This is a genomic window from Micromonospora sp. NPDC049175 (genome assembly GCF_043197345.1).
In the GTDB taxonomy this organism is placed as follows: domain Bacteria; phylum Actinomycetota; class Actinomycetes; order Mycobacteriales; family Micromonosporaceae; genus Micromonospora.
The window spans coordinates 108,495-133,734 of the sequence record NZ_JBICSY010000004.1 but is presented as its reverse complement, the minus strand read 5'-3'; the positions used below and the strand labels follow the sequence as shown (position 1 = coordinate 133,734).

At 69.3% G+C, this 25,240-nt stretch carries 23 protein-coding genes; 11 read left to right on the top strand and 12 right to left on the bottom strand.

Translation table 11 applies throughout. The features are described from left to right. Positions 1–16 precede the first annotated feature (16 nt). The gene (locus ACGFH8_RS17785) at positions 17–931 is read left to right on the top strand and encodes an AEC family transporter (RefSeq protein ID WP_393368166.1); all 915 of its coding nucleotides are present in this window, start codon (positions 17–19) and stop codon (positions 929–931) included. A 163-nt stretch (positions 932–1,094) separates the two neighbouring features. Here ACGFH8_RS17785 and ACGFH8_RS17780 read toward each other — a convergent pair whose 3' ends face one another. The 3 genes from ACGFH8_RS17780 to ACGFH8_RS17770 form a co-directional block, all read right to left on the bottom strand. Continuing rightward, positions 1,095–2,147, bottom strand: a complete 1,053-nt coding sequence (locus tag ACGFH8_RS17780) for an SdrD B-like domain-containing protein (protein ID WP_393368164.1) — start codon at positions 2,145–2,147, stop codon at positions 1,095–1,097. A gap of 207 nt (positions 2,148–2,354) precedes the next feature. Continuing rightward, a complete protein-coding gene (locus ACGFH8_RS17775; RefSeq protein WP_393368162.1) occupies positions 2,355–3,575 on the bottom strand; it encodes a CynX/NimT family MFS transporter in 1,221 nt (406 codons plus the stop codon). A gap of 106 nt (positions 3,576–3,681) precedes the next feature. Continuing rightward, positions 3,682–4,476, bottom strand: a complete 795-nt coding sequence (locus ACGFH8_RS17770; RefSeq protein WP_393368161.1) for a MerR family transcriptional regulator — start codon at positions 4,474–4,476, stop codon at positions 3,682–3,684. Between the two features lie 78 nt (positions 4,477–4,554). On the opposite strand from ACGFH8_RS17770, the gene ACGFH8_RS17765 reads away from it, so the two are divergent. Beyond that, positions 4,555–4,917, top strand: a complete 363-nt coding sequence (locus tag ACGFH8_RS17765; protein WP_393368159.1) for a nuclear transport factor 2 family protein — start codon at positions 4,555–4,557, stop codon at positions 4,915–4,917. Between the two features lie 37 nt (positions 4,918–4,954). Next, positions 4,955–5,743, top strand: a complete 789-nt coding sequence (locus ACGFH8_RS17760; protein WP_393368157.1) for an SDR family oxidoreductase — start codon at positions 4,955–4,957, stop codon at positions 5,741–5,743. A gap of 69 nt (positions 5,744–5,812) precedes the next feature. Here ACGFH8_RS17760 and ACGFH8_RS17755 read toward each other — a convergent pair whose 3' ends face one another. The 3 genes from ACGFH8_RS17755 to ACGFH8_RS17745 form a co-directional block, all read right to left on the bottom strand. Continuing rightward, complete coding sequence (locus tag ACGFH8_RS17755; protein ID WP_393368156.1) at positions 5,813–6,592, bottom strand: BTAD domain-containing putative transcriptional regulator; 780 nt, start codon at positions 6,590–6,592, stop codon at positions 5,813–5,815. A gap of 222 nt (positions 6,593–6,814) precedes the next feature. After that, positions 6,815–10,060, bottom strand: coding sequence for a BTAD domain-containing putative transcriptional regulator (locus tag ACGFH8_RS17750; protein ID WP_393368155.1), 3,246 nt, complete (start codon positions 10,058–10,060; stop codon positions 6,815–6,817). A 157-nt stretch (positions 10,061–10,217) separates the two neighbouring features. After that, the gene (locus ACGFH8_RS17745) at positions 10,218–10,673 is read right to left on the bottom strand and encodes a hypothetical protein (RefSeq protein ID WP_393368154.1); all 456 of its coding nucleotides are present in this window, start codon (positions 10,671–10,673) and stop codon (positions 10,218–10,220) included. A gap of 229 nt (positions 10,674–10,902) precedes the next feature. Here ACGFH8_RS17745 and ACGFH8_RS17740 point away from each other — a divergent pair, with 229 nt between their 5' ends. Next, the gene (locus tag ACGFH8_RS17740) at positions 10,903–14,940 is read left to right on the top strand and encodes a hypothetical protein (protein ID WP_393368153.1); all 4,038 of its coding nucleotides are present in this window, start codon (positions 10,903–10,905) and stop codon (positions 14,938–14,940) included. Positions 14,941–15,015: 75 nt separating this feature from the next. On the opposite strand, the gene ACGFH8_RS17735 is transcribed toward ACGFH8_RS17740, so the two are convergent. Next, a complete protein-coding gene (locus ACGFH8_RS17735; RefSeq protein WP_393368151.1) occupies positions 15,016–15,819 on the bottom strand; it encodes an ABC transporter permease in 804 nt (267 codons plus the stop codon). After that, positions 15,816–16,748 (bottom strand): ABC transporter ATP-binding protein, encoded by a 933-nt coding sequence (locus ACGFH8_RS17730; RefSeq protein WP_393368150.1) that lies wholly within the window; start codon positions 16,746–16,748, stop codon positions 15,816–15,818. Before ACGFH8_RS17730 ends, ACGFH8_RS17735 begins: the two co-directional genes overlap by 4 nt. A 59-nt stretch (positions 16,749–16,807) precedes the next feature. Here ACGFH8_RS17730 and ACGFH8_RS17725 point away from each other — a divergent pair, with 59 nt between their 5' ends. Further along, positions 16,808–17,050 carry a hypothetical protein gene (locus ACGFH8_RS17725; protein ID WP_393368149.1) on the top strand — a complete coding sequence of 81 codons (243 nt, stop codon included), beginning with the start codon at positions 16,808–16,810 and terminating at the stop codon, positions 17,048–17,050. 121 nt (positions 17,051–17,171) lie between these two features. Further along, positions 17,172–17,732: an AAA family ATPase gene (locus ACGFH8_RS17720; protein WP_393368147.1), complete on the top strand. Its 561-nt coding sequence runs from the start codon at positions 17,172–17,174 to the stop codon at positions 17,730–17,732. On the opposite strand, the gene ACGFH8_RS17715 is transcribed toward ACGFH8_RS17720, so the two are convergent. Together ACGFH8_RS17715 and ACGFH8_RS17710 are read right to left on the bottom strand one after the other, a co-directional pair. Next, entirely contained in the window at positions 17,726–18,010 is a 285-nt protein-coding gene (locus ACGFH8_RS17715) for a hypothetical protein (RefSeq protein ID WP_393368146.1), read from the bottom strand. The genes ACGFH8_RS17720 and ACGFH8_RS17715 overlap by 7 nt on opposite strands. Before the next feature lie 142 nt (positions 18,011–18,152). Then, complete coding sequence (locus ACGFH8_RS17710; RefSeq protein ID WP_043326981.1) at positions 18,153–18,356, bottom strand: cold-shock protein; 204 nt, start codon at positions 18,354–18,356, stop codon at positions 18,153–18,155. A gap of 349 nt (positions 18,357–18,705) precedes the next feature. Between ACGFH8_RS17710 and ACGFH8_RS17705 the strand changes: the two genes are divergently transcribed. From ACGFH8_RS17705 to ACGFH8_RS17690, 4 genes are all read left to right on the top strand, one after another. Continuing rightward, a complete protein-coding gene (locus ACGFH8_RS17705) occupies positions 18,706–19,422 on the top strand; it encodes a hypothetical protein (RefSeq protein ID WP_393368145.1) in 717 nt (238 codons plus the stop codon). Positions 19,423–19,639: 217 nt separating this feature from the next. Then, positions 19,640–21,592 carry a hypothetical protein gene (locus ACGFH8_RS17700; RefSeq protein ID WP_393369093.1) on the top strand — a complete coding sequence of 651 codons (1,953 nt, stop codon included), beginning with the start codon at positions 19,640–19,642 and terminating at the stop codon, positions 21,590–21,592. Positions 21,593–21,623: 31 nt separating this feature from the next. Next, a complete protein-coding gene (locus ACGFH8_RS17695; RefSeq protein ID WP_393368143.1) occupies positions 21,624–22,019 on the top strand; it encodes a hypothetical protein in 396 nt (131 codons plus the stop codon). Between the two features lie 60 nt (positions 22,020–22,079). Further along, positions 22,080–22,520 carry a hypothetical protein gene (locus tag ACGFH8_RS17690; RefSeq protein WP_393368142.1) on the top strand — a complete coding sequence of 147 codons (441 nt, stop codon included), beginning with the start codon at positions 22,080–22,082 and terminating at the stop codon, positions 22,518–22,520. A 250-nt stretch (positions 22,521–22,770) separates the two neighbouring features. On the opposite strand, the gene ACGFH8_RS17685 is transcribed toward ACGFH8_RS17690, so the two are convergent. After that, on the bottom strand, positions 22,771–23,130 hold the full coding sequence (locus ACGFH8_RS17685; protein WP_393368140.1) for a VOC family protein: 360 nt from the start codon (positions 23,128–23,130) through the stop codon (positions 22,771–22,773). A 465-nt stretch (positions 23,131–23,595) separates the two neighbouring features. Next, positions 23,596–24,672 (bottom strand): GNAT family N-acetyltransferase, encoded by a 1,077-nt coding sequence (locus ACGFH8_RS17680; protein WP_393368138.1) that lies wholly within the window; start codon positions 24,670–24,672, stop codon positions 23,596–23,598. Positions 24,673–24,703: 31 nt separating this feature from the next. Between ACGFH8_RS17680 and ACGFH8_RS17675 the strand changes: the two genes are divergently transcribed. Then, positions 24,704–25,207: a MarR family winged helix-turn-helix transcriptional regulator gene (locus ACGFH8_RS17675; RefSeq protein WP_393368136.1), complete on the top strand. Its 504-nt coding sequence runs from the start codon at positions 24,704–24,706 to the stop codon at positions 25,205–25,207. Positions 25,208–25,240: the final 33 nt, after the last annotated feature.

Genomic DNA, 25,240 nt, shown 5'->3' with positions numbered 1-25,240 from the left:
CGCCGCTGACGCCCGGATGAACTTGGTGTCGGCGTTCGTACCGATCTGGATCCTTACCGCGGTCGGCTACGCGGCCTGTCGGTGGGGCCTGCTGGGCGAGGCGGCGGCGTCGGTGCTCGGCCGATTCGTTTTCCACCTTGCGATGCCGTCGGCCCTGTTCCTAGCCCTGTCCCGAATGCCGCTCTCCGGGTTCGCCGGCCGCTCGCTGCTCGCCTTCGGGGTGAGCACGGTCGCGGTCGTCGGGTTCGGGTGGGTCGGCGCGAGCTGGCTGTTCGGTCGCGAGCCCGGCGAACGGCCGATCTGGGGCATGGCCGCCGGGTACGTCAATTCGGCGAACCTCGGCATCCCGGTCGCGACGCAGGTTCTCGGCAACGTGTCGTTCCTGGCGGAGGTGGTGCTGCTGCAGGTGCTGGTGGTGACGCCCGTAATCCTGGTCGCTCTGGACCGGCACAGCGACCCGGCCGGGCGGGTACGGGTCGGCCGTATCGCCTCCCTGCCGGTCCGCAACCCGGTGATCCTGGCGTCGCTGCTCGGTGTCGCGTGCTCGGCTGCCGGCCTGCATCTGCCGTCGACGGCCGGCGCGTCGCTCACCCTGCTGTCGGGCGCCGCGGTTCCGGCCGCCCTGGTCGCCCTCGGCGCGTCGATGCACCGCACGGCGCCGTCGCGGGCCAAGCCGGCCGAGCTGGCCGTGATCACCGCGCTGAAGCTCGTCGCACAGCCGGTCATCGCGTACGCGGCCGGGCTGGCCCTGCACCTGTCCGCGCCGCAGTTGCTCGCCGTGGTGGTGTGCGCGGGCCTGCCGACAGCGCAGAACACGTTCATCTTCAGTCAGGAGTACGGCGTCGGCGAGGCGGTGGCGAACCGCACGGTGATGGTGACCACGACGCTCTCGCTGGCCACCCTGGCCACGGCGGCAGCGCTGCTCGGGTAGGTCCGTCAGCTCGCTCGTCCAACAATCGGGCTGAGTCACGCCGACCATGGCGCTGGCCGAGGCTCCAGCGAGGTGCTGGAGCCTCGGCGTCCTTCGCCGTGCTCGACTCAGCGGGGAACGCCACAGCCTGCGTGTGTTCGGCCGCCGGAGCGATCTCGGTCGATCAGGCCTGCAGGCGTACGCGGCGGCGCCGTGCGACAAGCACCAGCACGGTGCCGACCGCGATGGCGACCGCGGCAGCGCCGACGAACAGCATGGGGTTGTCGCCGGTGATCGGCAGGCCCGGGCCGTTGCTCGACGACGCCGACGGTGACGGCGCCGTCGTCGAAGTCGGCGTCGCCGTCGAAGTCGGCATCGAGGTCGAAGTCGGCGTCGCCGTCGAGGTCGGCGTCGCCGTCGAAGTCGGCGTCGCAGTCGGCGTCGCCGTCGAGGTCGGCGTGGAGGTCGGCGTCGCGCTCGGCGAGCTCACGGCGACCTTCTTCGCCGCCACGAAGATGCGCGGCTCGTCGCTGTCGCCGGCGCGGACCTGCGCCAGCGTGTTGTCGCCCTCGCCGTTCTCGCCGGCCAGGATCTTCCAGCCCGCCGGGGCGGTGAAGGTCAGCAGGACGTCGCCGGTTGGGAGGTGGGCGAAACGGAAGAGGCCCTTGGCGTCCGTGCTGGCCTCGGCGTACCTCGTCTTGCCGTCGTCGCTGGTGGCGACGACCTTGACACCCGGGACGCCGGGCGTCCGGGGCGTCCACTCGGCGGCATCGGACTCACCCTGGAAGACGTAGCCACCGAGATCGCCGAAGGCGCCCGTCACCGGCAGCCGTACGCTGGTGATGTTGTCAGCGTCGTTGGCCTCGCCGTTGTCCGCGGCAAGCGAGAAGGCGACGAATCCGTAGCCGGACTTCCACGCCACGTGGTTGGTCTTGCCGGTGATCTGAACGGTCTTGGTGACGCCGGCGGCGAGGTCGAAGCCGGTCGACAGCACACCGTAGGCGACACCGTCGACGCCCCCGCTGTCGCCGCCGGTGTAGTGCACGTGCTTCGCGGCGACGGAGCTCTTGTTCTTCACCGTGACCGTGATGGTGAAGGTCTCACCCTCGGCGTAGTTGGCCTTGTCGGCCGCGGAGGTCACCGCGATGTCCGGCTTGGGCTTGGCGGCCAGGGCGGCCGTTGCCGGAAGGACGGCCACGAGCACCCCCATGAGGGCGGCGGCGGCAAGTTTGCGCATGGAGGTCTCCGTAATGGGGAACGGGAATCAGCGTGATGCTAGCGGCTGGGCGAGCCGCTCCGCTGCCCCAAGATCGAAAACGTGATCGGAAAGGCGTCCCGGTCACGGTCAGCGTGATGATCGAGTGAACGCTCAGCGGCACCTGCGGTTACTCACCGACGGACAGGCGGGAGTACGCATTCTGTTGCTTTCAAGCCGCCTCCCGGATCAACGGGCGAGCTCGTCCTCGACGAACGCGGGCCTCGCAAGCGTGATCGCCGGGATGGTCGCCACGAGGGCGACAGCGAGCAGGAACAGCAGCGGCAGGGCCCATCCGCCGCTCACGTCGTGCAGCAGCCCGACCAGCAGCGGACCGAGCGCGCCGAGCGCGTACGCGACCCCCTGCGAGAAGCCGCTCAGCGCGACGGTGCCGTCGTGGGAACGGGTGCGAACGTTGATGAGCACGAGGCAGACCGGGAACAGGATCGACCCCGAGCCGATCAGCAGCACCCAGAGCAGTGTGAGTGTCGCGGGCGCGAGCAGCAGGCCGAGGTAGCCGAACACGAAGCTCGCGACACCGGCGGCGATCAGCCAGCCGACATTGCGCAGCCGTGCGACGAGTAGGGGCGCGATGAATGCGCCGGGCACGCTGATGAGTCCGGTGACGGCGAGCAGCACACCGGCCTCGGTCGGCGTCGAGCCGGCGATGTCGCCGAGGATCTCGGGCAGCCACGCGAAAGCCGCGTACGTGCAGATCGTGCTTGTCGAGAACACGACGGTGATCGACAGGGCCACGCGTGACCGCCACAGACGCGTGACGACTGCGGAAGGCGGGGACTCGACGGCGACGCCATCCGAGTGCCGCTGGCGGCGCTCCCGCGCGATGATGACGAGCCACGGAAGGAGCGCGGCTATCGAGGTCACCGACCAGACGCCGAGCAAGAACCGCCAGCCGGTCTGCTCGGCGACTGGAGCGGCGACCGCGGCGGGCACGGCCGTGCCGACGCCCACGATGCAGACGTAGAGGGCGGTCAGCAGCGCTACCCGGTCGGGAAAGTAGCGCCGCACGATCGGCGGCAGCAGCACATTGCCGATGCCCGTGCCGGCGAGCGCGACGACACTGCCGACGAGCAGCACCGCGAAGCCCGGGGCACATGCGCGCACGAGGTGGCCGAGGGTCATGAGCAGCAGCGCGAGCGCGATGCCGCCCTCGAGGCCGACGCCACGGGCGACGCGCGGCGCGATGAACCCGGATGCCGCCAACAGGATCGGTGGCAACGTGCCGAGCAGCCCGACACCGATGGTCGATATCGGGATGTCCGCCCGGATGTCGCCGAGGATCGGCGATATCGTCGCCACCGCCTGGCGCAGGGTGAATGCGACGAGCACGATGCCCAGCAGCGCGGCCGTGCGTCCCGCCCACAGCGGAAGGCGGCGGTGCTCGGACACCCCCCGAGCCTAGTACTCCGTCCGGAGATGTTGACCTTGGGCCCCGGGCAACCTCTAGCCGACGTAACGCCTGGCACTCGTCGTCGACGAGTGTGAGCCGACCCGCTCAGGCCACTCGGAACACCGGCCACCCGATCTCGGTGCGCCACGCGGCCGGATCGCTCGCGTCCCGAGGTCCGACGAGGTAGACCTCCCGCACGGGCCCCGCCACCGACATCGCGTTCTTCACGACCCAGGAACCGAGCTCGCCGTAGGTGACCTCGATGCCATCGTGCTCGCCGACGTGGGTGGCCACCGCCAGTTCCGCGGCGGGCAGGGTCGCGGCGTGCACCCGCCCGGTACGAGGTGGAGCGGCCGTCGGCAGGTACACCAACGCCTGACCGCGGCCCTGCTCGAACAGGGAGTTGTCGTAGGTGCCACCCGGTGGACCGGTTACCGCGTCGCCAACGGCCACCTCCAACTCGGCCATCGCGCCGGCGAACCAGGCTTCGACCTCGCCCTCGTCGACCACGGCCGCCACCGCCGCGACCGTGCGCGCGGGCTCGGCACGGAGTTCCACCTTGATCGGCGCGGGGGCGGGCCGGAGCAGGCGGCGCAGCGACGCGACCGCGGCTCGGGTGCGGTCGAGTTCGGCCTCCAGGCGTTGGAGGTGGTCGGCGACCAGGGTCGCGCGGACACCGGGGTCCGGGGACCGCAGGATCCGCTGCACGTCGGCCAGGGGGACGTCGAGTTCGCGGAGCCGGTTGATGACCTGGGCGGTCGGGATCTGCTCGACGGCGTAGTAGCGGTAGCCGGAGGTCTCGTCCACCACGGCGGGTTCCAGCAGGTCGCTCTCGTGGTACCGACGCAGGGTCCGCACGCTCAGGTGGGTCAGGCGCGAAAACTCCCCGATTGTCAGCATCCTCGCAGTATGAAGGCTCCCCCAGGGGGAGAGTCCAGCGCTTGACCTTCCTGCATCGCGAGGCCACAGGGTGGGCTCATGACACAGCACGACGGCCTCCGGTCCGATCCACTCCCCGCCACCGTCAGCGGCTTCCTCGCCGCTCACGTCGTTCGCGACGCCGACACCGCATCCTCGTTCTTCGCCGAGGACGCGGTGGCCGTCGATCAGGGCGCGTCCTTCCGCGGTCGGGAGCAGATCTACGCGTTCCTGCGGGACGCCGGCTCCGAGTTCGAGTACACGACCGACCAGATCGGCGCTGCCCGCATCGACGACGACCACTGGATGGTGACCCTGCGGCTCGAGGGAACCTTCCCGGGCGGCGTCGCCGAACTCGACTACCGGTTCACCATCCGTGAGGACGTCGTCACCGAACTCGTCATCGCCAACCACGGATCCTGATACGACCCGCGCCACGTCAAGCTTCAGAGGAGAGAGAATGGCTACTTCGGATCGCGATCGTCTCGACGGACGCCGCGCGTTGGTCACGGGCGGATCGAAGGGCTCAGGCAAGGCCGTCGTCGAGAGACTGCGGGAGATGGGCGCCGACGTCTACGTGACGGCCCGGACGATGCCCGAGGGGTACGAGCACCCCGACCGGTTCATCGAGGCCGACACCTCGACGGTCGAGGGCACGAAGGCGGTGGCCGACCGGATCGCCGAGACCGGCGGCGCACTGGACATCCTGGTGCACGTCGTCGGAGGTGCCTCGACGCCGTCCGGCGGGTTCGCGGTCATCACCGACGAGCAGTGGATGATCGAGCTGAACGTGAACCTCCTCGGAGCGGTACGGCTCGATCGCGCTCTCCTCCCGGCGATGATCGAGTCCGGGTCGGCGGTCGTGCTGCACTTCACCTCGATCCAGCGCGAACTTCCTCAGTACGACGCGTCCCTGGCCTACGCGGCGGCGAAAGCCGCGTTGCGCACCTACAGCAAGGGGCTCGCCAACGAGCTCGCCCCGCGCGGTGTCCGCGTCAACGCGATCAGCCCCGGCGGGATCGAGACGGAGGCCTACGAGAGGTTCGTGGACCGAATCGCCGAGGGCAACGGGATCAGCCGCGAACACGCCAAGCAGCGCATCTACGACTCCCTCGGAGGCGTACCCCTGGGACGGTTTGCCAACACTGAGGAGATCGCCGACCTGGTCGGGTTCCTGGTCTCGGACCGCGCCTCGGCCATCGTGGGCGCCGAGTACGTGATCGATGGCGGAACAGTCCCGACCGTCTGAGCCCGCAAACGGTCGGACAGGTGGGCGGCACGCGTCGGGAGAGGAGATGCCCGCCGGTGCAGCTCTCCGTCACGCGCCGGCCCCCACGCCCATCGGCGGCAGCCGGGCCTCGTCCTCGGTGAGGATGGCCTGGCGCAGGTCCCGCAGCCGCCGGCTCGGCTCCAGGCCGAGTTCACGGCGCAGCGACGAGCGCAGCCGGTCGAAGGAGGCCAGCGCGTCGGCACCCCGCCCGCTGCCGTAGAGCGCGACCATGAAGGCCGCCTGCAGGCGGTCACGGCCGGGATGGGTCCGGGCCAGTGCGGTGAGTTCCGGTACGGCCCCTGCGTGCCGGCCCAGACTCAGCTGGACCTCCAGCCGTTCCTCGATCACCTGCAGTCGCGACTCCTCCAGGCTCATGGCCTCCGGCTCCAGCACGCCGTCGGCGAGACCGGCGATGGCGGGTCCGCGCCACAGGTTCTCGGCCCGCAGGAAGGACCCGACGGCCTCCGCCGCGCGACCCGCGGCCAGCGCCCGCCGAGCCCGATGGGCCTCGTCGTCGAACCGGGTCCGATCCAGCGCGCCGGGCTCCACCGTCAGCAGGTAACCGCCCGGCCGGCGTACCAGCGAGCGCTCGGGCAGGCCGCCGGCGATGAGCTGACGGCGCAGGGCCGCGGCGCAGTTGCGGATCTGACTCGCCGCGGTGGCCGGCGGTCGCAGCGGCCACAGGCAGTCGACCAGGCTGTCGGCCGGGACCACCCGGCCGGCCCGCAGCAGCAGCACGGCCAGGATCCGCTGCTGCCGGCGTCCGCCGAGCGGCAGGGGCGTTCCATCGACGGACGCTTCCAGCGGGCCGAGGATCCGGAACTCCATGCGATGACCTCCCTGCCGACCGCACCCCGCGCACGGCCTGGTCATCAGGTTGCCCAGCACGGGTTGGCGTTTCCTTGGCAGCGCCGTACGCCGTGGCGTGATCGGCGCCAGTTTCCGCGTCCGTGACCACCGGAACGGCGCGGCCGTCAAGAGCGGGAGCATCGGCCCGCCAGCACCGCCGCGTCACCCAGGCACCGGCCCCGCCCCCGGAGGGACGGTCGGCTATCCGGCCCGGACGACGTCGACCGGACGGCCGTCGTGCCGCTCCAGTAGGGCCCGGACGATGTCCGCCTCGGGAGTGCCGAGCGGATCCAGGATGCTCAGCGCCTCCTGCCAGGCCCGCGAGGAGTCCTCCAGGTAGCCAAGGGTGATCAGCGCGCGGGCGCGTACCAGGGGTGCCCCGATCGCCTCCGCGCGATGTGCCGCCTCGCCGGCGAGCCGGGCCGCCTGCACGGGGTCGCCGTGCCGCCGGGCGACCTCGCCCATCGCCGCCAGCGCGTCGATCTCGATCACCGCGGCGCCGGACTGTCGGGCCAACGTGACCGCCCGCTCCAGGGAGGAGTTGGCCAACAGCGGCGTCCGCTCGGCGACGGATGCGGCGAGACCGACCAGGGCCTCGGCCTCCGTCGCCAACAGGCGCGCCGACCTGGCCCACTCGGCGGCCCGGGTGTACGTGGCCGCCGCACGGGTGGGGTCGCCGGTCAGCCGAAGCAGGCCCCCCTCGGCGATGTCGATCGACGCCTTGCAGTGCCAGTCGTCGCTACGGTCGGCGAGAGGCTGCGCGGCGGCGAGCGCGGACCTCGCCTCCGGCACGTCGCCGCGTAGCGTGTGGATCTGGCCGATCCCGGCCAACGCATTCGCCTCGATCGACGCCATGCCGACCTCGTGGGCCGTCCGCACCGCTGCGTGGAGATCACTCAAGGCGGCCGGGTACTCACCCTGGATGATGCGCAGGAGGCCGAGGTTGTTGAGGATGACCGCCTCGTTGGGTCGTGCGCCGTCCTCCCGGTGGATGACGATGGCGGCGCTGAGCCGCTCGACCGCCAGCCGCAGTCGACCCGCCATGGCGTAGATCGTCCCGAGGTTGCTCGACATCACCGCGATGCCGTAACGGTGGCGGATCCGCTCGTACAGCCGCAACGCATGCTCGAAGCAGGCCGCCGCCTTCGCCAGTTGACCGAGGTCGCCGAAGACCGCGCCGAGCGAGCCGGCCGCGGCGGCCTGGCCCTGCGTGTGCCCGGCGCTGCGGAACAGGTGACCCGCCCGTCGGTTGTGCGCGATCGCGACCAGTTGGTTGCCCGTGAGGTGGTACACGTTGCCCAGACTCATGTGTGCCGACGCCCGCAGGGCCGGGAACCTGTCCCCACCCGACGCGTGCAGCGCCGCCTGCGCCACGAGCAACCAGTTCAGTGAATTGCGGGTGACCCAGAAGTACGTTCGCAGCTGGTCGGCGAGCAGGGCCGCAGCGGCCCTCGACGTGCCGTCTGCCCCCGCTCTGATCAGCGCCACCATGGTCGACTCCTCGGCCTCGAGCCAGGCCAGTGCCGCGTCACGGTCCGGGAGGCCAGCGTCACCGGCCGCCAGGCCCGCCGGCAGCTCCAGGCGGACCCGCCCCGGCGCCAACAGGTCACCGGCAGCCTGTGCGCGGACCAGGTACCACGCGAACAGGCGGGCGAGGACTGTCTGCGCCTCCGGTCGGCCGGCCTGCCGCGCACTGTGCTGGCCCGCGTAGCGCCCCAGCAGGTCGTGCAGCGCGACGCGATCGTCGTCGAACTCCAGCAGGTGCGCCGAGAAGAGTTGGGCCAACGTCCGACGGGCCGCGTCCAGGGTTGTCTGCGCCAGGTGCGCGACCGCGTCGACCGACAGCCTGATCCCCGGAACGGTGCCGAGGAGGCGGAACATCCGCTGGGCCTCACCGGGAAGCCGGGTATAGGAGAGGTCGAACGCCGCCTGCACGGCGACGCTCGGGTCGTCGTCGATCGCCAGGGCGGCGAGGCTCCGCTGCCGCAACTGCCGCACGTAGGCCGACACCGCGAGGTCAGGCTCGTCGTGCAGCAGCGCCGCCGCGATCCGCAGGGCCAGCGGGAGCCGACCGCAGACCTGGGCGAGGTCCCGGATCGCGTCGCGTTCGGCGGCTCGCGGGTCGGCACCGAGCAGGACGGTGAGCAGCTCGATCGCGTCCGGTTCCGGGAGCAGTCCGATGGTCAGGCGGTGGGCGTCCTGCTGGGCCACGAGCCCGGTCAGGCGGTCGCGGCTGGTGACCACCACCAGGCTGGCCGCGGACCCGGGCAGCAACGGCCGCACCTGCTCGGCGTCGAGGGCGTTGTCCAGCACGATCAGCAGCCGGCGGTCGGCGACGACGGTGCGGTAGAGGGCCGCTGCCTCCTCCGGATCCGCCGGAATGCGGGCCGCCGGCAAGCCCAGACCCCGCAGCAGCGCGCCGAGCGCCTCCGCCGAGCGCATGGGCCGGCCGGCAGAGTAACCACGCAGGTTGAGGAAGAGCTGCCCATCCGGAAAGCGGTCCCGGACGCTGTGCGCCCACCGGATGGCGGTCGCCGTCTTTCCGACACCTGCCGTACCGACGACCGCGGAGAGGATCAGGACCTGCGGCCCTGCCGCGTTGGCGAGCAGGCGGTCGAGCTGACGCGACTCGGCGCCGCGGCCGACGAAATGCCCCGGCGGACGCGGTAGCTGCGCCGGCCCGCCAGGAGACGTCGGCGCGGCGTCCGAGGGTACGGTGGCGCGTGACAGCGTCCGGTAGGTCGCCTGGATCTGCGCTCCGGGAGCGACACCGAGGTCGGTGGCGAGCCGATCGGTGAGGGCGGTGTAGGCCGCGATGGCCTCGGTGCGACGACCAATCCCGCTCAGGGCCAGCATCAGCAGCTCGACCGGGCGCTCGCGTGTCGGCGCCTCGCTGATCAGCTCGTGCAGCGGTGCCAACATCTCTCGGTGCTGGCCGGCGTCGAGGCGCGCGTCGAGCAACTCTTCCCGCGCGGTCAGACGTGCCTCGTCGAGATCCGGGAAGATCCGGCCCCGCTGGGCGTCGTCGAAGACGTCGGCCAGGGCGGCGCCCCGCCACAGACCGAGCGCAATGCTGAGCATCGCGATGCGCTGATCGGCGTCGGCGACGCTCCTGCTCTCGGCCACCAGGGCGGTGAACCGGTGCACGTCGACCCGCTCTGCCCGGATCTCCAGTGCGTAGCTGTTGGGTCGGGCGAGCAACGCGGGCTCCGTCGACCGGCCCAGCTCCAGCGTGGAGCGCAGGTGCGAGATCATGGCCTGTAGGCCCGCTCGTGCCTGGGTCGGAGGCCGATCTTCCCAGAGCAGGTCGATGAGTCGCTCCGCGGAGTGGAACTGGCCCGGTCGCATCGAGAGGATGGCGAGCAGCCGTCGCTCCTGACGGCGTCGGATGGGCACGACCCGTCCGTCGATGACAGCCTCGACGGGGCCAAGCAGGCGCAGCTCCACAGCCGCAGGCTAACAAGACAAACCGACATCGTCAGAGGGCCATACGTCTATGCGGGGCGTACCCGGCGGGCAGTTTCCCCGGGTCGACACCCAGCCTGCCGGATGACGGATCTCAGGGCCCCCGCGCCGCCGGGGGACCCTGACGTCCGCCTGCTGTTCAGCTGACCCAGGGGGTGCAGGTCCAGGCGCCGCCATTCAAGCTGAAGCAGGCCTGGTGCTCGTCGGAGTCGAGATCCTCGAGCATGTTGGTCCACACCCCGCCGTTGGTGGAGAGGAACTGCTTGCTGAGGCTGCCGGTGTACCACCAGCCGTAGGACGACCACACCCGGCGCTCGATGCGCACGGTGAACGTCGCACCCGCGTAGCGGACGTACTGGTCGTTCTGCAGGCGCGCCCAGGCCGCCCTGCAGCCGGGCGACTTCACGACGACGATGCCGAGTCCGCTGTCGTAGCCGCCGCCGGTCCAGCCGTACCGGGTGCCGCTGCACTGGCCGTTGGGGTTGACGTTGTGACAGCCGGTGCCCGAACACGCGGCCAGCGCGGGCGACGCCGGTACCGCCGTGGTGACCACGCCGAGTCCCAGGAACGCCACCAGGGCGATCAGCGCCGGCACCAGGCGATGCTTCCGAACCTTTCCTACCTTCATGCTGTTCTCCTCAGTCGTACTGCACGTCGTGGGGTGATCCTGCGGCGTCGCCGCACTGCGGCCGCATCGTCAGGGCACCGCGCGGTGTCCTGCCGCCATCGCGGTGGGCGTGGGCGCCGGCGATGACGTCGTGATGTGCCGACGGTGAGCGCGGTTCCGACACTGCATCGACCCCAAGCCATCCTGGAGGAACGCAGTGTCCGCATCGCCGCCCCGCCCCGCGCCGCCGCGCGGGCTCAGTCCCGGCGCCGCCCGTCGCCGCGCCACCATCGCGCTCGCCACCGCCTCGATCGTCGCCGGCGGCGGTCTCGTGGTGCTCCCCGCGCCGGCCGCCGCGGCGCCGGACCCGCCCCCGAAGGATGTGGCGTCCACCTCGATACCCCCCGGTCAGCGGGACTCCGCTCTCAAGCAGGGCTGGCGGACGTCGCAGGATCGGGCCTGGACCCTCTCCGGCGACATGACCGGCCTGCACGTGCTCGTGGCGTCGGCAGCCTCCGGCTACAGCTGGACGACCGCCGCCACGCTGAGCGAGCCAGGACTGGAGACCGACCAGTGGATCGGCAACGGCTGCCTCACCGAGTCGGGCCGGCGGCTGGTCGTCACGTACGCGCCGCGCGCCTACACCAACAAACCCGACCTGTTCGACCGCGGCGCCTTCGTGGCGGTCGTGGACCTCAAGGACCAGTCCGTCCGGAAGGTGGCCGCGCACGCGTCCCTCGCGTACTTCAGCCCCGGTTGCGGGACCGGTGAGAACGTCGTGCTGAGCACGTTCACCGGCGGCGACACCGGCTCGGGCAAGAGCCGCCTGACGCGGCTCGACGCCGCGACCGGCACCGTGGCCGCGCCGATCCAGGTGGCGGGCCAGCTCACCTCGGCGCTACCGGTCAAGGACGAGATCATCGCCGCGGACAACGGCGCGCTGGTCAAGGTCGACGGCAAGGGTCGCCGGTCGGCGGTCGCGAGGACCACAGGCGTACCGTTCCGGCTGGCGGCCAACGGCGACGCCGTCGTCTACATGGATGCCGACAGCAAGGCCGGCCGGGTCAAGCGGACCGTCGTGAAATCCGGCGCGACGGCCACGCTGGCCGAGGGCGGCACGACCGACATGAACGTGGTCAAGGGCGCGGGCGGTCGGGTCGGCATCACCGGTACCCCCGGCACGGTGCACAAGCTGCCCACGGGTGTCGCGAAGCTCGACGCGAGCGTGCAGGCGGAGATGTCCAGCGAGGGTGACCTGCTGCTGGACGACATCAGGTGGACGACCGACCCACGGGCGGCGCAGACCGCGGACGGCAGCCGCGGACGGTCGCTCACCATGAAGGCCAAGGTGCCGGCGACCGGTCGCAGCGTGAACTTCGCGGTCACGCCCACCACGCCGACGTCGGGCGACGCCGGTGCTCGGGCGAACCCGAAGACGCCGGGGCGGGCCCGGTCGGCACCGAATGCCACGACGCTGGCGACACCACTGCACGACCCGGTCGACACGGCCGCCTGGTGCGCGATCCCCCGCAACGACGTGCGGGTACAGGTGTACCAGCCGCGCGCCCGGGAGATCGAATGGGTCGTCGACATGGCGGTGCAGGACACGCTGATCCTCAACCGGGGCAACAACTTCAACCAGTCCGGCCTGCCCGGCTACAACGTCGCCGATTGGTTCCCGATGCGGCCGCTCAACGGCGGTGGCAACGTGCCCGCGCAGATCATGCTCGGCATCCTCGCCCAGGAGTCGAACATGTGGCAGGCCTCGCCGCACGTCCTGCCCGGCGAGTTCGGCAACCCGCTCATCGGCAACTACTACGGGCTGGACATCTACGACGCCGACACGAGCGACGACTGGACGATCCGCTGGGACAAGTCCGACTGCGGCTACGGCGTCGGGCAGGTCACCGACGGCATGCGTAAGCCCGGTTTCCAGAAGCCGAACGAGGTCCCGCTGCCGCACAACCAGCAGCTGGCCATCACCGTGGACTTCGCCGCGAACATCTCCCAGTCGCTGCGGATCCTGCAGGACAAGTGGAACCAGGTCCACGCGTACAACATGAAGGTCAACGGCGGCGACCCGCAGTACATCGAGAGCTGGTTCTTCGCGGTGTGGGCCTACAACACCGGGTTCTACGAGCCGCAGGGCAGCACGGACGGGCCGTGGGGTGTCGGCTGGGCGAACAACCCGGCCAACCCGCGGTACCCGGCCAACCGCAAGGCGTTCCTGGAGTTCACCTACGACGACGCGCGGCACCCGAGCCACTGGCCGTACCCGGAGAAGATCATGGGTTGGGCCGGCCACCCGCTCAACGCGATCGAGAAGCCGGACACCTACACCGACGGCTACCGGTACGCGTGGTGGAGCACGAACGACGGGCGCGAGCGGGTGAAGCCACACCTGCAGACGTTCTGCGACCAGTCCAACGACTGTTACTACGGCAACAACCTCCCGCCGACGGCGCCCGAGGTGATCGACGAGCCGGCCGGCCCGTGCCACCACGTGAACGTCATCGACGAACGGGACCTCAAGTGCTGGTACAACCAATCCGCGGACTGGAAACCGGGCTGTCTGGACTGTGGTAACGCCGCCATCAGGTACGACCCCGGCTGGGCGTATCCGGCCGCCGGGGTGAGCTACTACCCGAAGTGCGGCACCGACCTCCCGGCGAACGCGCTCGTGGTCGACGACGTGATCGACGACGTCGTCAGTCCACGCCGTGACGAGGCCGGTTGGTTCTGCACCCGACGAACGAACAGCGGCACGTTCACGCACGGGTTCGCCGGCGAGACGCAGAACGGCACGCTCCAGTATCCGGGCAAGATCGACCTGCACCAGGTCGGCGGCGGGTACGGCGCGCACTACTGGTTCACGCACACCCGCGAGCCGGGCAGCAACCTCTACGTCAGCGGGACGTGGACGCTGGACCGGACGGTGAACGGCTGGATGCGGGTCATGGTCCACATCCCCGACCACCTCGGTACCACGCAGCAGGCGGCGTACCGGATCACGACGAAGAACGGCGTGGTCAGGACCCGCATGGTCCAGCAACGCGGGTACGCGAACCGCTGGGTGGCGCTCGGTGTGTTCGAGTTCAACAACGTCCCGAAGGTGGAGCTGACCAACATGGTGTCGGACCTGACACCGGAGGAGTTGGCGCAACTGCGGAACGACGTGCCGACCAGCGGGCAGGGCGACCTGGCCCTGGGCCGGCCGCAGGAGAACGTGGCCTTCGACGCGGCGGCGTTCATCCCGCTGCCGGGCAAGCCGCAGCACCAGGTGGTGGCGCTCGGCGACTCGTTCTCGTCGGGCGAGGGCGCCTCGCCGGTGAACGGCTCGGACTACTACCGCGAGACGGACAACAACCGCGACAACGCCTTCCGCAACGGCTGCCACCGCTCGAAGAACGCGTGGTCGCGCAAGGCGGTGCTGCCCGGATCGTCCACGCCGATCGGGCCGCGGGCAGACATCACGAGCCAGCAGCACGACGTCAACATGGACTACCACCTGATCGCCTGCTCGGGCGCGGAGACGGAGAACATCCTGCCGCTGCGTACCGTCAGCAACGAGCCCCGCAACGCCGACAACGAACGGGGCAAGGGCCAGTACCTGGAGGTGTCCCAGCTCGACAAGGGCTACCTGGACGAGAACACCACGCTCGTCACGATCTCGATCGGCGGCAACGACGCGAAGTTCAGCTCGGTGATCAGGGAGTGCGTCTTCATGGCCGGCCCGCTGGACTGCTTCAAGGCGAAGCTGTCGGGCGAGACGGACACCGTGGATGTGTCGACCAGACGCCGCATCACCGACACGCTTCCCCGGTCGAACACGAAGGTGCTGGAGGAGATCCGCAAGAAGGCGCCGAACGCCAAGATCATGCTCATGGGGTACCCGAAACTCGTCGAGATCGGCGGCGACCCGCTCTGCGCCCTCAAGCTCGTCCTCAGCGACGAGGAACGGGTGTGGCTGTCCGAGATGAGCGTGCTGCTGCGTGGCGAGCAGTTGGATGTCGTCCGCGACTTCAACACCGCGCACGGCGCGACGATCGCGTACTACTCCGACCCGATCGACGAGTTCGAGGGCAAGGCGGCCTGCGGCTCGCCGGCGGGCATCCACGGCATCGTGACGGACAAGTCGCCGGGTGACACCCCGGGCGGCCCGGCGTCGCAGCAGTCCTTCCACCCCAACAGCCCGACCGGTGTCAGCCTCTTCGCTCAATCGATGAATTTTACCGTCACGCAGATGTACCCGTGACGAACGCGTGACGATCCGGGAGCCCGGGCGGCCGGCGGCCGCCCGGGCTTCCGGCCACGCTCGCGCTGCGGCGGATCAGACGTGCCGTGGCTCCCAGCGGAAGAAGCGGCGGGTCAGCCAGGCGCCGATGACCAGCCACACCAGCAGCACAACGGCCGAGGGCAGCGCGAGCAGGTGACTGTCCCAGAAGCCGAGCGCCCGACCCCCGTCGGTCTGTGCCAGCCAACCGACGCGCAGCATTTCGGTGAACGGGCCGGTCGGCAGGAACCACAGCACCCGCTCAATCGGCGCCGGCAGCGCGCCCAGCGGCAGCAGGGCACCCGGGGTGGCCAGGAAGATCACCATGGACGGCAGGGTGGTCAGCATCGCGGCCTCAGAGCTGCGGGTGACCGCGGACAGCACCGCGGCGAAGGCGGCCATTACCGCGGCGCCCAGCAGCAGCGCGAGCAGGATCACCAGCGGGTGTCGCGGCACCGGCAGGTCGAGCACCAGGATGGCACAGAGCACCAGTACGGCGGTCTGTGCCAGGAAGGTGAGCACGGTGCTGCTGGCGGTGCCGAGCAGGATGGTGCGGTCGGACGGCAGACCCACTCGCATCCGCTTGAGCACGTTCTCCTGCCGGCGCGAGGCGTAGACGGTGGTCAGGTGGTGGTGCACCACGAAGACCATGATCAACGCGGTTACGCTGACCACCCGGCGCACTCCGGGGACCATCTGGCCGCCGTATCCGCTGGTCAACAGCAGCCCGATGAGCAGCGGAGTGACCACGGAGAGGGCGGTGGCGGTCCGGTTGCGCCGCAGCGCCAGCAGCTCCATGCGCAGCAGTGCGAGCATCTGCCAGGACGACCGCGCCGCCCGATCCGTCGTAATGGTGGTCATCGAACTTCCTCACGTTCCGGTCGGTGCGCGGCGCTACTGCGCTCGGCGGCGATGTCCAGGAAGACGTCCTCAAGGGTGGCCGGGCGCGCGGAGAGCCCGTACAGCCGTACTCCGGTGGCTTTGGCCCAGTCCAGCAGCCGGGAGAGGTCGTCCTGCAGGTCGCGGGTCTCGTAGGCGACGCGGTCGCCGTCCACCGAGAGCGTGCCGTGCGGCAGATCGGGCAGGTCGGACCCCTCCGGTGAGCGGAACGTGATCCGCGCCGGCAGCGTGCGCACCACCTCCTCGGGCGTCCCGCGAGACACGATGTGCCCGCCCCGCATGATCGCCACCCGGTCGGCGAGCACCTCCGCCTCTTCGAGATAGTGCGTCGTGAGCAGGATGGTGGTCCCGCCCGCCCGCAGCTCGCGGATGACATCCCAGGTGCGGCGCCGCGAGGCCGGGTCCATGCCGGTGGTCGGCTCGTCGAGGAAGAGCACCTCCGGCCGGCCCATCACGGCCAACGCGAGCTCCAGCCGCCGACCCTCGCCGCCGGAGAGCTGCTCGACGGCGACGTCGGCCCGGTCGGCCAGTTCCACCGTCTCGAGCATGTCGCGGGTGGTGCGCGGACGGACGGTGAGCGCACGCCAGGACTCGATCGTCTCGCACACGGTCAGGGCACCGGTGAAACCGCCGTGCTGGAGCATCACGCCGGTCCGCGGACGTACCGCGGTGCGGTCGGCGATCGGGTCCAGGCCGAGCACCCGCACCTCGCCGGAGGTCGGCCGCTGCAACCCCTCGAGCGCCTCGATCATGGTGGTCTTGCCGGCGCCGTTGGTGCCCAGCAGGGCGAACATCTCGCCGCGGCCGATGGCCAACGACACCCCCCGGACCGCCTCGAACTCCCCATAGCTGCGACGCAGCTGGTTCACTTCAATGACGACGTCTTCCATGACTCCAGCCTGCCCATCCGGGAACGCAATGCCGATCCCCGAGCTGTCATGATTCGACCGTGTCGTTTGCACGGGTCACCCGTGCACTGCACCCCCCGGCCGTGGTCCTTTCCCGCGCGGTCATCCGGGTGCCCTGGGATGAATGGGGGCGCATGCACACCTCCTACCAGGGCAAGACCGGCCCCGACTACGACGCACTCATCGATACGATCTCAGCCGTATGTGCCTCCGACGATCACGGCGCCATCGCCGACCTCTACGCCCGTGAGGACCTGGCGGTGCCGGCTGAGCTCCTGCCCTGAGCGCGCGTGCGCAGTCATTGCTGCTTCCACCCGCTGACAGTGACGATGCGGCAGCGGGTCACCCGGCCAGTCCGACTCGCCCTCTGACTGACCGTGGTGCCCGCACGGTTGAATGTGTCCCGTGATCGTATGGCTCAATGGCACCCACGGTGCGGGCAAGACGACGACCAGCGCGCTCGTGCAGCAACTGATCCCGGATTCGCGGGTGTTCGACGCCGAGAAGGTCGGCGAGACTCTCATGGACATCACGCCTGGGCTGCCCGAGACGGACAACTTCCAGGATTGGCCGCCGTGGCGGCAGCTCGTCGTCGAGACCGCCCGCCGCGTGCTCGACTACACCGGGGGCACTCTGGTGATGCCCATGACTGTCCTGGTGGAGCAGTACTGGCGCGAGATCAGCACAGGCCTCGCCCAACATGGCGTCCCGGTGAGGCACTTCGTCCTGCACGCCGACCAAGACACCCTCCGCGGGCGTATCGAGGGGGAACACGCCGTCCCCTCCCCATTCCGCCTGAAGTACCTCCAGCCCTACGCCGAGGCGGCCCGCACGTGGCTACATGCCGAGGCCGAGGTCATCGACACCACGCACCTCACGCCTGCCCAAGCCGCCCTGCAGATCGCCCTCCGAGCTACTGCGGGAAGCCCGGGCTCTGTACCGCCGAAACCCGAGGACGGTTACTGACGGCGGTTGTCCTGCAGCCGGGCGTACCGTCGTCGCGGCCAATGTTGAATCAGCGCGACCACCGCCGAGACGTCACCGGCGTCGGAGATCAGCGCGATGTAGCCGTCGCCTTCCACGGTTGTCAGCTTGGTCGCGTCGGGGGCGCGGTCGCCGGCGCGCAGAGGTGCATCCTCTTCGCGGTCGTCGCGCGCCAGGGCAGATCCGCGGTAGCCAACGTTGAGCTGCGTCGTGCTCGCATCGCGGTTGGATAGCGCCGCACCCCAGCTCCCCGTGGTCAATCACGGCCGGGAGCCAACGCCGCATGAGCACCCGTCGGCTCAGCCGGCTGAGGAGCCTCATCGTTCGGTCAGGGCGCAATGCGAATGAGACGCCAAACGGCGGCCCGCTGAACCAGTCGGGCCGCCGCTCACAGAATGTGGATCAGAGCGGGCGGATGTTCTCCGCCTGCGGGCCCTTCTGGCCCTGGGTGACGTCGAACTCCACCTTCTGGTTCTCGTCGAGGCTGCGGAAGCCGCTCGCCGAGATCGCAGAGAAGTGGGCGAAGACGTCGGCGCCGCCGTCGTCCGGGCTGATGAAGCCGAAGCCCTTGTCGGCGTTGAACCACTTCACGGTACCTGTAGTCATGTCTGCTCCTCGCAGGCTGTCAGAGACCGCATCGTGCGGACCCTTACGCCGCTGCGTTGATCACCCGCGTCGAAACGACACGAAAAACGAAAGGCGCCTGGATGGGTTTTAGATACCCCATCAGGCGCCGGATAACGTCTACGGAAATCAAAACTGCAACCCGGTTACCGTAGCACATGATCCGTCGCCGATCCCCTGGCAGTGCGTGGGCCTGGCCACTCATCTGCTTGCCCACCACGGTCGGACGGCACGTTGACCGGGTTCACGATCGGCTGGAGCACGGTCACCCGCGAAGCGGTGATCTCTTCCGACAACCATGTCATCCTGCGGGGCCGCTCACCCGACCGCAGTGCGGCACAGGATCGCCTCGCCGGACGGCCTGCAGACTAGAGGCGTGATCAGACTGCGGTTGTACAGGGCTCGTGAACGGCAGCGCCTCATCGATCCTGCCGATCTCGAGGTCACCTACTTCGCGGTCGACCCCGAGACGAAACCGGTCTTCGAGCACGACGGCGTGATGGTGTGGGTCAGCGACCCCGACCACTGCCGGGTCGAACGGCGCGTCGGCGGCCGGGATCTTCACCTGGTCGAGTCCGGCACGAGCGTCCTGCCCCGCGCCCGTGGCCTGGAGATCCTGCGCGCGCCCGGCGCGGACTACCGCTGGGTGCACTCCTTGGACTGGCGCTGGGGCGCAGGCGAATACCTCGACCGCGACCGTGTCGAGGCGACCGTCGACCGTGCCCTCGACATGGAACCGTGGGCGGTGCCGGAGGGCCCGGTTGGCCTGATGCATCTGTCCTACCTGATGTGGTTCCACAACGGCGCGATGGCCAACGGCGCCGCGTGGCCGCTGGACGACTGCACCGTCGAGCAGATCGCCGCGTTCGCGGCGGCCGCGACCTACTTCGGACTCGACGACATCGCCGACCTGATCGGCCGCCTCGAACCAGATGACGCGCTCAGCCACGAGTACTGGGATCTCAGCAGCCCGTTCGGCGAGGATGCCTCGCTCATCCGCGACGCGCTCCGATGCCAACTCGTCGAGGCCCCGGAGGATTGGGGCTAGGAGGCCTCGTCAGCGGCAGATCTCCGGCACCCCACCGCCGTGCGCGCTCCGGTCGACTGACCGCCGGCCACCGGCGCCCGCCTGTGACCGTGCGGACAGCCGCAAACACGTTTCGCCGATTGGCGTTCGCTTCGTAGGATCTCTGGCGATCGAGGGGGATGAAGCGGTGGGCGATTTCCAGCAGTTCGTGACGGATGTGACTTCGCGTCTGTCCATGATGTCCAAGGGCGAGTTGTACGCCGTCGGCGACGGTCTCGACCGGGACTCGCTCTGGCTCACCTTTCTCGAATCCTTCCCCGCCGGCACCAACCTGCGGTTCCGTGAGCGATCCGAGTACGACTGCTCGACCTGCCGCAGTTTCATCAAGCACTTCGGCAACGTCGTCGAGATCCACGACGGGCGGGTCCGTACCATGTGGTCCGGAGTGTCGGCGTCGGACCCGGTCTTCTCCGTCGTCGCCGCCACTCTGGACGAGTTCGTTCGCTCGCTGCCGTTGTCCACGATCTTCCGGTCCACCCAGGCGCAGTATGGGACGAAGACCACCCGAACGCTGCGCGACGGCCAGGTCGAGGTGTGGCACCACCTGCACGGCCGGGTGGAAAAGCGGCATCGCACCGAGGACGTCGGCGCGGCACAGGGCAACTTCGACGCCGCCGTGCAGGTCTTCCAGCGTGGCCTGGCCGAGCTGACCCAGCACGCTCTGGACACCGTCGTCGACCTCGTCGACAACAACGCCCTCTACCGCGGCGCGGAGCATCGCCCGGCGGTGACCGAGTTCCGCTCGCTGCAGAACCGGTGGACCCGGGCGACCGACCGAGGTGCCTTCGTCTTCGCCAACGCCATGAACCCGGCGGCCCGGTTCCGCAACACGGTGATCGGCACCCTCGTCCAGGATCTCTCCGCGGGCGTCGACCTGGAGCAGGCAGTCCGGTCGTTCGAGGCGAAGGTGGCGCCGCAGAATTACCAGCGCCCCACGGCGTTGATCACCCCGGGCATGGTCAAGGCCGCCATGAAAACCATTGCCGAGCTGGGCATCGAGGAGTCGTTGCAGCGACGGTTCGCCCGGCTGTCCGACGTGTCGGTCAGCAACGTGCTGTGGGTCGACAACGACGCCCAGGCACGGATGAAGGACGGCATCGAAGGGCTGCTCATGCAGGCCACTCGGTCGTCAGGTGCGCTCCTTCGCGGCGCCAAGCCGGAGGAGATTCCCGTGGTCTCCTTCATGAAGGACATCCTGCCCGGCGCCGCCACCATCGACCTGTGGGTCGCCAACACCCACGAGCCGCACCTCGTCAGCCTCACCACCGGCCGGCACCCGGCTGCTCCGCGGTTGTTCAAGTGGGACAACGATTTCGGCTGGTCGTACGGCGGCAACGTCACCGACTCGATCAGGGAGAAGGTCAAGCGGGCCGGCGGCAATGTCACCGGCAAGCTGCGGGTGAGCCTGTCCTGGTTCAACCACGACGACCTGGATCTGCACGTGTACGAACCGAACGGCGACCACATCTGGTACCAGGAGAAGCGCAACAAGCTGGACGTCGACATGAACGCCGGCGGGACGCTCTCCCGCGAGCCCGTGGAGAACGTCACCTGGACCGACCGTGTCCCCGACGGTGAGTACCGGATCGAGGTGAACCAGTACCGCAAGCGGGACAGCACCCAGGTCGGCTTCGTGATCGAGACCGAGAGCGACGGGAAGATCGAGCACTACAGCCACGAGCGCGCGGTCGGCCACAAGGAGACCGTCGAGGTGGGCCGAATGACGGTTGCCGGCGGGGTGATCACCGCTTTCCGGCCGGGTAAGGACGTGCAGCCGGGCAGTGCCGGCAAGGAGTTGTGGGGCATCACCAGCGAACAGTTCGTACCGGTGTCCACCATCATGTACTCGCCGAACTACTTCGACGACAACGAGGTCGGCAACCGGCACTACTTCTTCATCCTGAAGGGGTGCGTGAACGACCAGCCGACGCGGGGGATATACAACGAGTTCCTCCGCAGCGACCTGCAACCGCACCGCAAGGTGTTCGAAGTTCTCGGCGACCGCACCAAGTGCGAGCCGTCTCCGGATCAGCTTTCCGGCCTCGGCTTCAGCTCCACGGTCCGCAGCTCTGTGGTCGCCAAGGTGACCATGACCAACGGCCGGCGGCGCCTCGTCAGCATCCAGTTCTGATTCCCTGCCCAGAATTTCCAGAGAGGCTACCGTGAACATTTTCGAGAAGGCCACCCGGGAGAAGTTCCGCTATCCGTCGGCCAAGGGGCTGCTGACCACGGAACAGCTGTGGGAGCTTCCGCTGACCGCCAAGTCCGGCTTCAGCCTCGATGACGTGGCCAAGGCCGTCAACGCCGAGCTCAAGGCCGTCGACACCGAGTCGTTCGTGGCCACCGAGGCCAATCCGGCCAAGGCAGCCTTGGAGACCAAGCTTGAGGTCGTCAAGCACGTCATCGCCGTCCGCATCATGGAGGACCAGGCGGCGAAGGCGGCGGCGGCCAAGAAGCTGGAGAAGGAGAAGCTGCTGGCGGTCCTGGGCCGCAAGCAGGACGCGGTCCTGGAGAACCTGACCGAGGAGGACCTCCTGGCCCGAATCAACAACCTGTAGCCTGCCGACTATCAGCGTCTGCCAGCGGGCCCGCACATCGCCGAGAAGTACTGTCGCAGCATGACGGCGCTGGTCGAGCGCACCGAGCTGTACGTCGATGTCGACTATCGAGTGTTCGCGATGATCGACGACAGCAACGACCGGCGCAACGTGCCGCACCCGCCGCACGAGCTCGATCAATGGGTCAGTTCGACGCCGGGCTACGTGGTGGTCGAGAACATCGACGACGCCGTGGTGCTGGGTAGCGACATTCGGCTGGAGACCTGGGACGGGCCAGCCGACTTCGATCCGGCCGGCTGGGACCGCAGCGACGTCCTCGAGGTGGTCTTCGAGTCGGGCATCCTCGGGTTCTCCAGCGGCACGGCCGGCGGCATCGCCGACGCCTACCGCCTTCCGCCGGGCCGCCGATGGAGCGTACGGCTGGCCTGGCGTACCGAGGCGCCACCCGCTGCGGACGAGCTGCCGACCGCGTCGGTCCTCATCCAGTTCAGCCCGGCCTGAGCCGCCGAGCCGACATTTCGCGGTCGGGGGGTCTGTCCCCGTGAGTGCGGCAACACCCACGGGGACGCTGACTCTTGGCGCTACTCAGCGCTCAAAGCGGGCAGGCACCCACCGGCCGCGGGCCATGCGACCGTGGTCACGGCGATCCGGCGGCGCACGATCAGCACCGCGAGGAGGCATCCGCCGGTCACCGCGATCCTGACCGGAGATGACGGCCTGGTGGTGACGGACCAGATCGCGAGCCAGGAGGTCACACGTCGGCTTCGAGAGCGAAGGTGTTGCCGTCGGGGTCCTGGAACCACGCGATACGTCCACCTCCGGCCCGCGCGGTGATCCCCTTGGCGTCGTACTCGAGCTGCTCGTAGCGAACGAACTCGACGCCGGACGAGGAAAGTTCCTCGACAATCCGGTCGATGTCGTCGACGTACCACGTCGCCAGCGTCGCCGGGGTCTTCCCGGCAGTGACCGACTGGTACACATTCAACGCCGGCCCGCCACCGGAGCCATAGACGCGGCTGCCGTCGGCGATGGTGGCGCTGGGGCCGGACCGCAACGCCCGCAGGCCCAGCGCGCCTTCGTAAAAGGCCACGGCCTTCTGAATGTCGGACACGGCGACCGAGGTTCTGAGGTGGTAAGCGCTCAAGGGCATGAACCACTCTGGCAGGTACCCCACGAATCGTGGCGCCGAACTGACGACCTGTTCCGGTGCCCTTCGATCCGGGAAGTGACCGTGACGAGAGGCCCCGACCCTGCCCAGCAGATCACGGCTGCCTGTATCACCAACGCCGGCGGCATCACCGATGCGTGTCGCGGGAGTGGCGGTACCGCAGGCCTGGCTACGCGACCTGCGGTACCGCCACTGGGAAGTCCACCGGTTACCCACCATGGCGACGAGTCGAATTCGACGCTGCCACCCGCGTCGATGAGGACGGTTACCACATCACGGGGCTGATCGTCGTGCCGTGGCCGCCCGCTCGAGGCGGGACCGCTCGTGGCAGCCGGCTCGCGCACTGTTTCGTCCGCTCGCGAATACCGAAAGAGACACTCTCGGCAGCCGCTCTTTGACATGGCAGTGTCAGCGCCGCCTAACGGGTATGTCCTTGGTAAGGCAGGTGGTTCCGTCAGGGCTGGCGAGTGGCGCCGACTGGTATCCCTCGCTGTGATACAGGTCGATGTTCCGCAGGCTCTTGCTGCCGGTGACCAGCATGACGCGACGGCAGTCGGGTTCGGCGGCGGCTTCGGCGGTGCGCAGCAGCCACCGGCCCAGCCCTTGGCCTCGCAGGTCGGGCACGACGGCGAGGCGACCCACGTGCCAGTCGGTGTCGATCCGACGGGTCCGCACCATGCCCAGCAGTCGACCGTCTAGCCAGATGCCCGTGGTGTGCCAGGTCGCCAGCCACTCGCGCACCTCCTCCGGCGACTCGTGCAGGGCCGGTATGGCCATGGTGTCGTTGACGACGGCCTCGTCCACCCAGCAGCACCGCTGCAGCACGGTGACCTGGGGCGCGTCGTCGGAGGTCAGCCGTCTCGCGTAGGACCCTGGCAGGGGGCCGGGCAGGGCCCCGACTTGTGCGCGTTCGCGCAGCGGCCGTAGGGCGTGGGCGACCCGGACCAGTTCGTCCAGCAGGCCGATACCCGCCGTGTCGCGGGCTGCGTCGGGCCGCAGTCGCCCATTCTCCGTTGCGTCACCGATTCGGATCGCGACCGTGGCGCCCAGCGGAACCAGGCGCAGTGTGGTCACCACCTGCTTGGCGTGCTGAACCGAGCGGGTGCCCGCTGATGTGTTGCCGTAGCTGACGAAACCGATCGGCTTCCATGCCCACTCGCGGCTGAGGTAGTCCAGCGCGTTCTTCAGGGCCGCTGGCATTCCGTAGTTGTACTCCGGCGTGACCGCGATGAACCCGTCCGCCGCGTCGACGATCGCGCTCCACCGGCGTGTGTGCTCATGCTGGTAGACACCCGACGACGGATGTTCCTCCTCGTCGAGGAACGGCAGGTTCAGATCACCGAGAGCCACCGGTACAAGCTCGACGCCGAGTTCCGCGGCACGAGGGGTGATCGCTTCGATCAGCCACCGTCCCACCAGGGGGCCGAGGGCGCCTGGACGGGTGCTGCACACCAGTGCAAGGACACGGACTGGTTTTGTTGACATGGAAACGAAGTGTAGGTGCTAAATTGATTACATGTCAACGAAGCCGCCGGCCAGGACGGTACGCTGGTTGAACCCTGACGAGGAGCGAGCGTGGCGGGCGTTCCTGCGCGTAGTGGTCTCCGTTCAGACCGGCACGGCGCGTGATCTGGCTGCGATCGGGCTCTCCGAACCCGACTACGAGGTACTGAGCACTCTGTCGGAGCGACCCGGCCACACCAGCACCCTGGGGGAACAGGCCGACAAGATGGGCTGGTCACGCAGCCGGCTGTCCCGGCACGCCACCCGGATGGAGACGCGCGGTCTCTTGAGGCGCACACCCGACCCGACCGACGGCAGAGGCTGCATCCTCGTCCTCACTGCACAAGGTCTGGACGCACTCGAAAAAGCCGCACCGGCCCACGTCGAGTCGGTACGACGCCACTTCATCGACCGGCTCGCCCCAGAAGACCTCATCGCCATTGAACAGATCTCCCGGAGGCTGGAAGAACCCGAAGCCGTCGACGATCAACCACCCAACCGGCACCCTTCGACATAGCGGGTTGTCTTGCCCGAGGCCGGCGCGGATTCC

Bases quoted from the DNA above. Each gene is read 5' to 3' on its own strand.
- ACGFH8_RS17760 (WP_393368157.1), top strand. From the start codon at position 4,955: ATGGCTACTTCGGATCGCGATCGTCTCGACGGACGCCGCGCGTTGGTC.
- ACGFH8_RS17770 (WP_393368161.1), bottom strand. From the start codon at position 4,476: ATGCTGACAATCGGGGAGTTTTCGCGCCTGACCCACCTGAGCGTGCGG.
- ACGFH8_RS17690 (WP_393368142.1), top strand. From the start codon at position 22,080: ATGACGGCGCTGGTCGAGCGCACCGAGCTGTACGTCGATGTCGACTAT.
- ACGFH8_RS17680 (WP_393368138.1), bottom strand. From the start codon at position 24,672: ATGTCAACAAAACCAGTCCGTGTCCTTGCACTGGTGTGCAGCACCCGT.
- ACGFH8_RS17710 (WP_043326981.1), bottom strand. From the start codon at position 18,356: ATGACTACAGGTACCGTGAAGTGGTTCAACGCCGACAAGGGCTTCGGC.
- ACGFH8_RS17785 (WP_393368166.1), top strand. From the start codon at position 17: ATGAACTTGGTGTCGGCGTTCGTACCGATCTGGATCCTTACCGCGGTC.
- ACGFH8_RS17780 (WP_393368164.1), bottom strand. From the start codon at position 2,147: ATGCGCAAACTTGCCGCCGCCGCCCTCATGGGGGTGCTCGTGGCCGTC.
- ACGFH8_RS17765 (WP_393368159.1), top strand. From the start codon at position 4,555: ATGACACAGCACGACGGCCTCCGGTCCGATCCACTCCCCGCCACCGTC.
- ACGFH8_RS17730 (WP_393368150.1), bottom strand. From the start codon at position 16,748: ATGGAAGACGTCGTCATTGAAGTGAACCAGCTGCGTCGCAGCTATGGG.
- ACGFH8_RS17735 (WP_393368151.1), bottom strand. From the start codon at position 15,819: ATGACCACCATTACGACGGATCGGGCGGCGCGGTCGTCCTGGCAGATG.
- ACGFH8_RS17755 (WP_393368156.1), bottom strand. From the start codon at position 6,592: ATGGAGTTCCGGATCCTCGGCCCGCTGGAAGCGTCCGTCGATGGAACG.
- ACGFH8_RS17700 (WP_393369093.1), top strand. From the start codon at position 19,640: ATGTCCAAGGGCGAGTTGTACGCCGTCGGCGACGGTCTCGACCGGGAC.
- ACGFH8_RS17675 (WP_393368136.1), top strand. From the start codon at position 24,704: ATGTCAACGAAGCCGCCGGCCAGGACGGTACGCTGGTTGAACCCTGAC.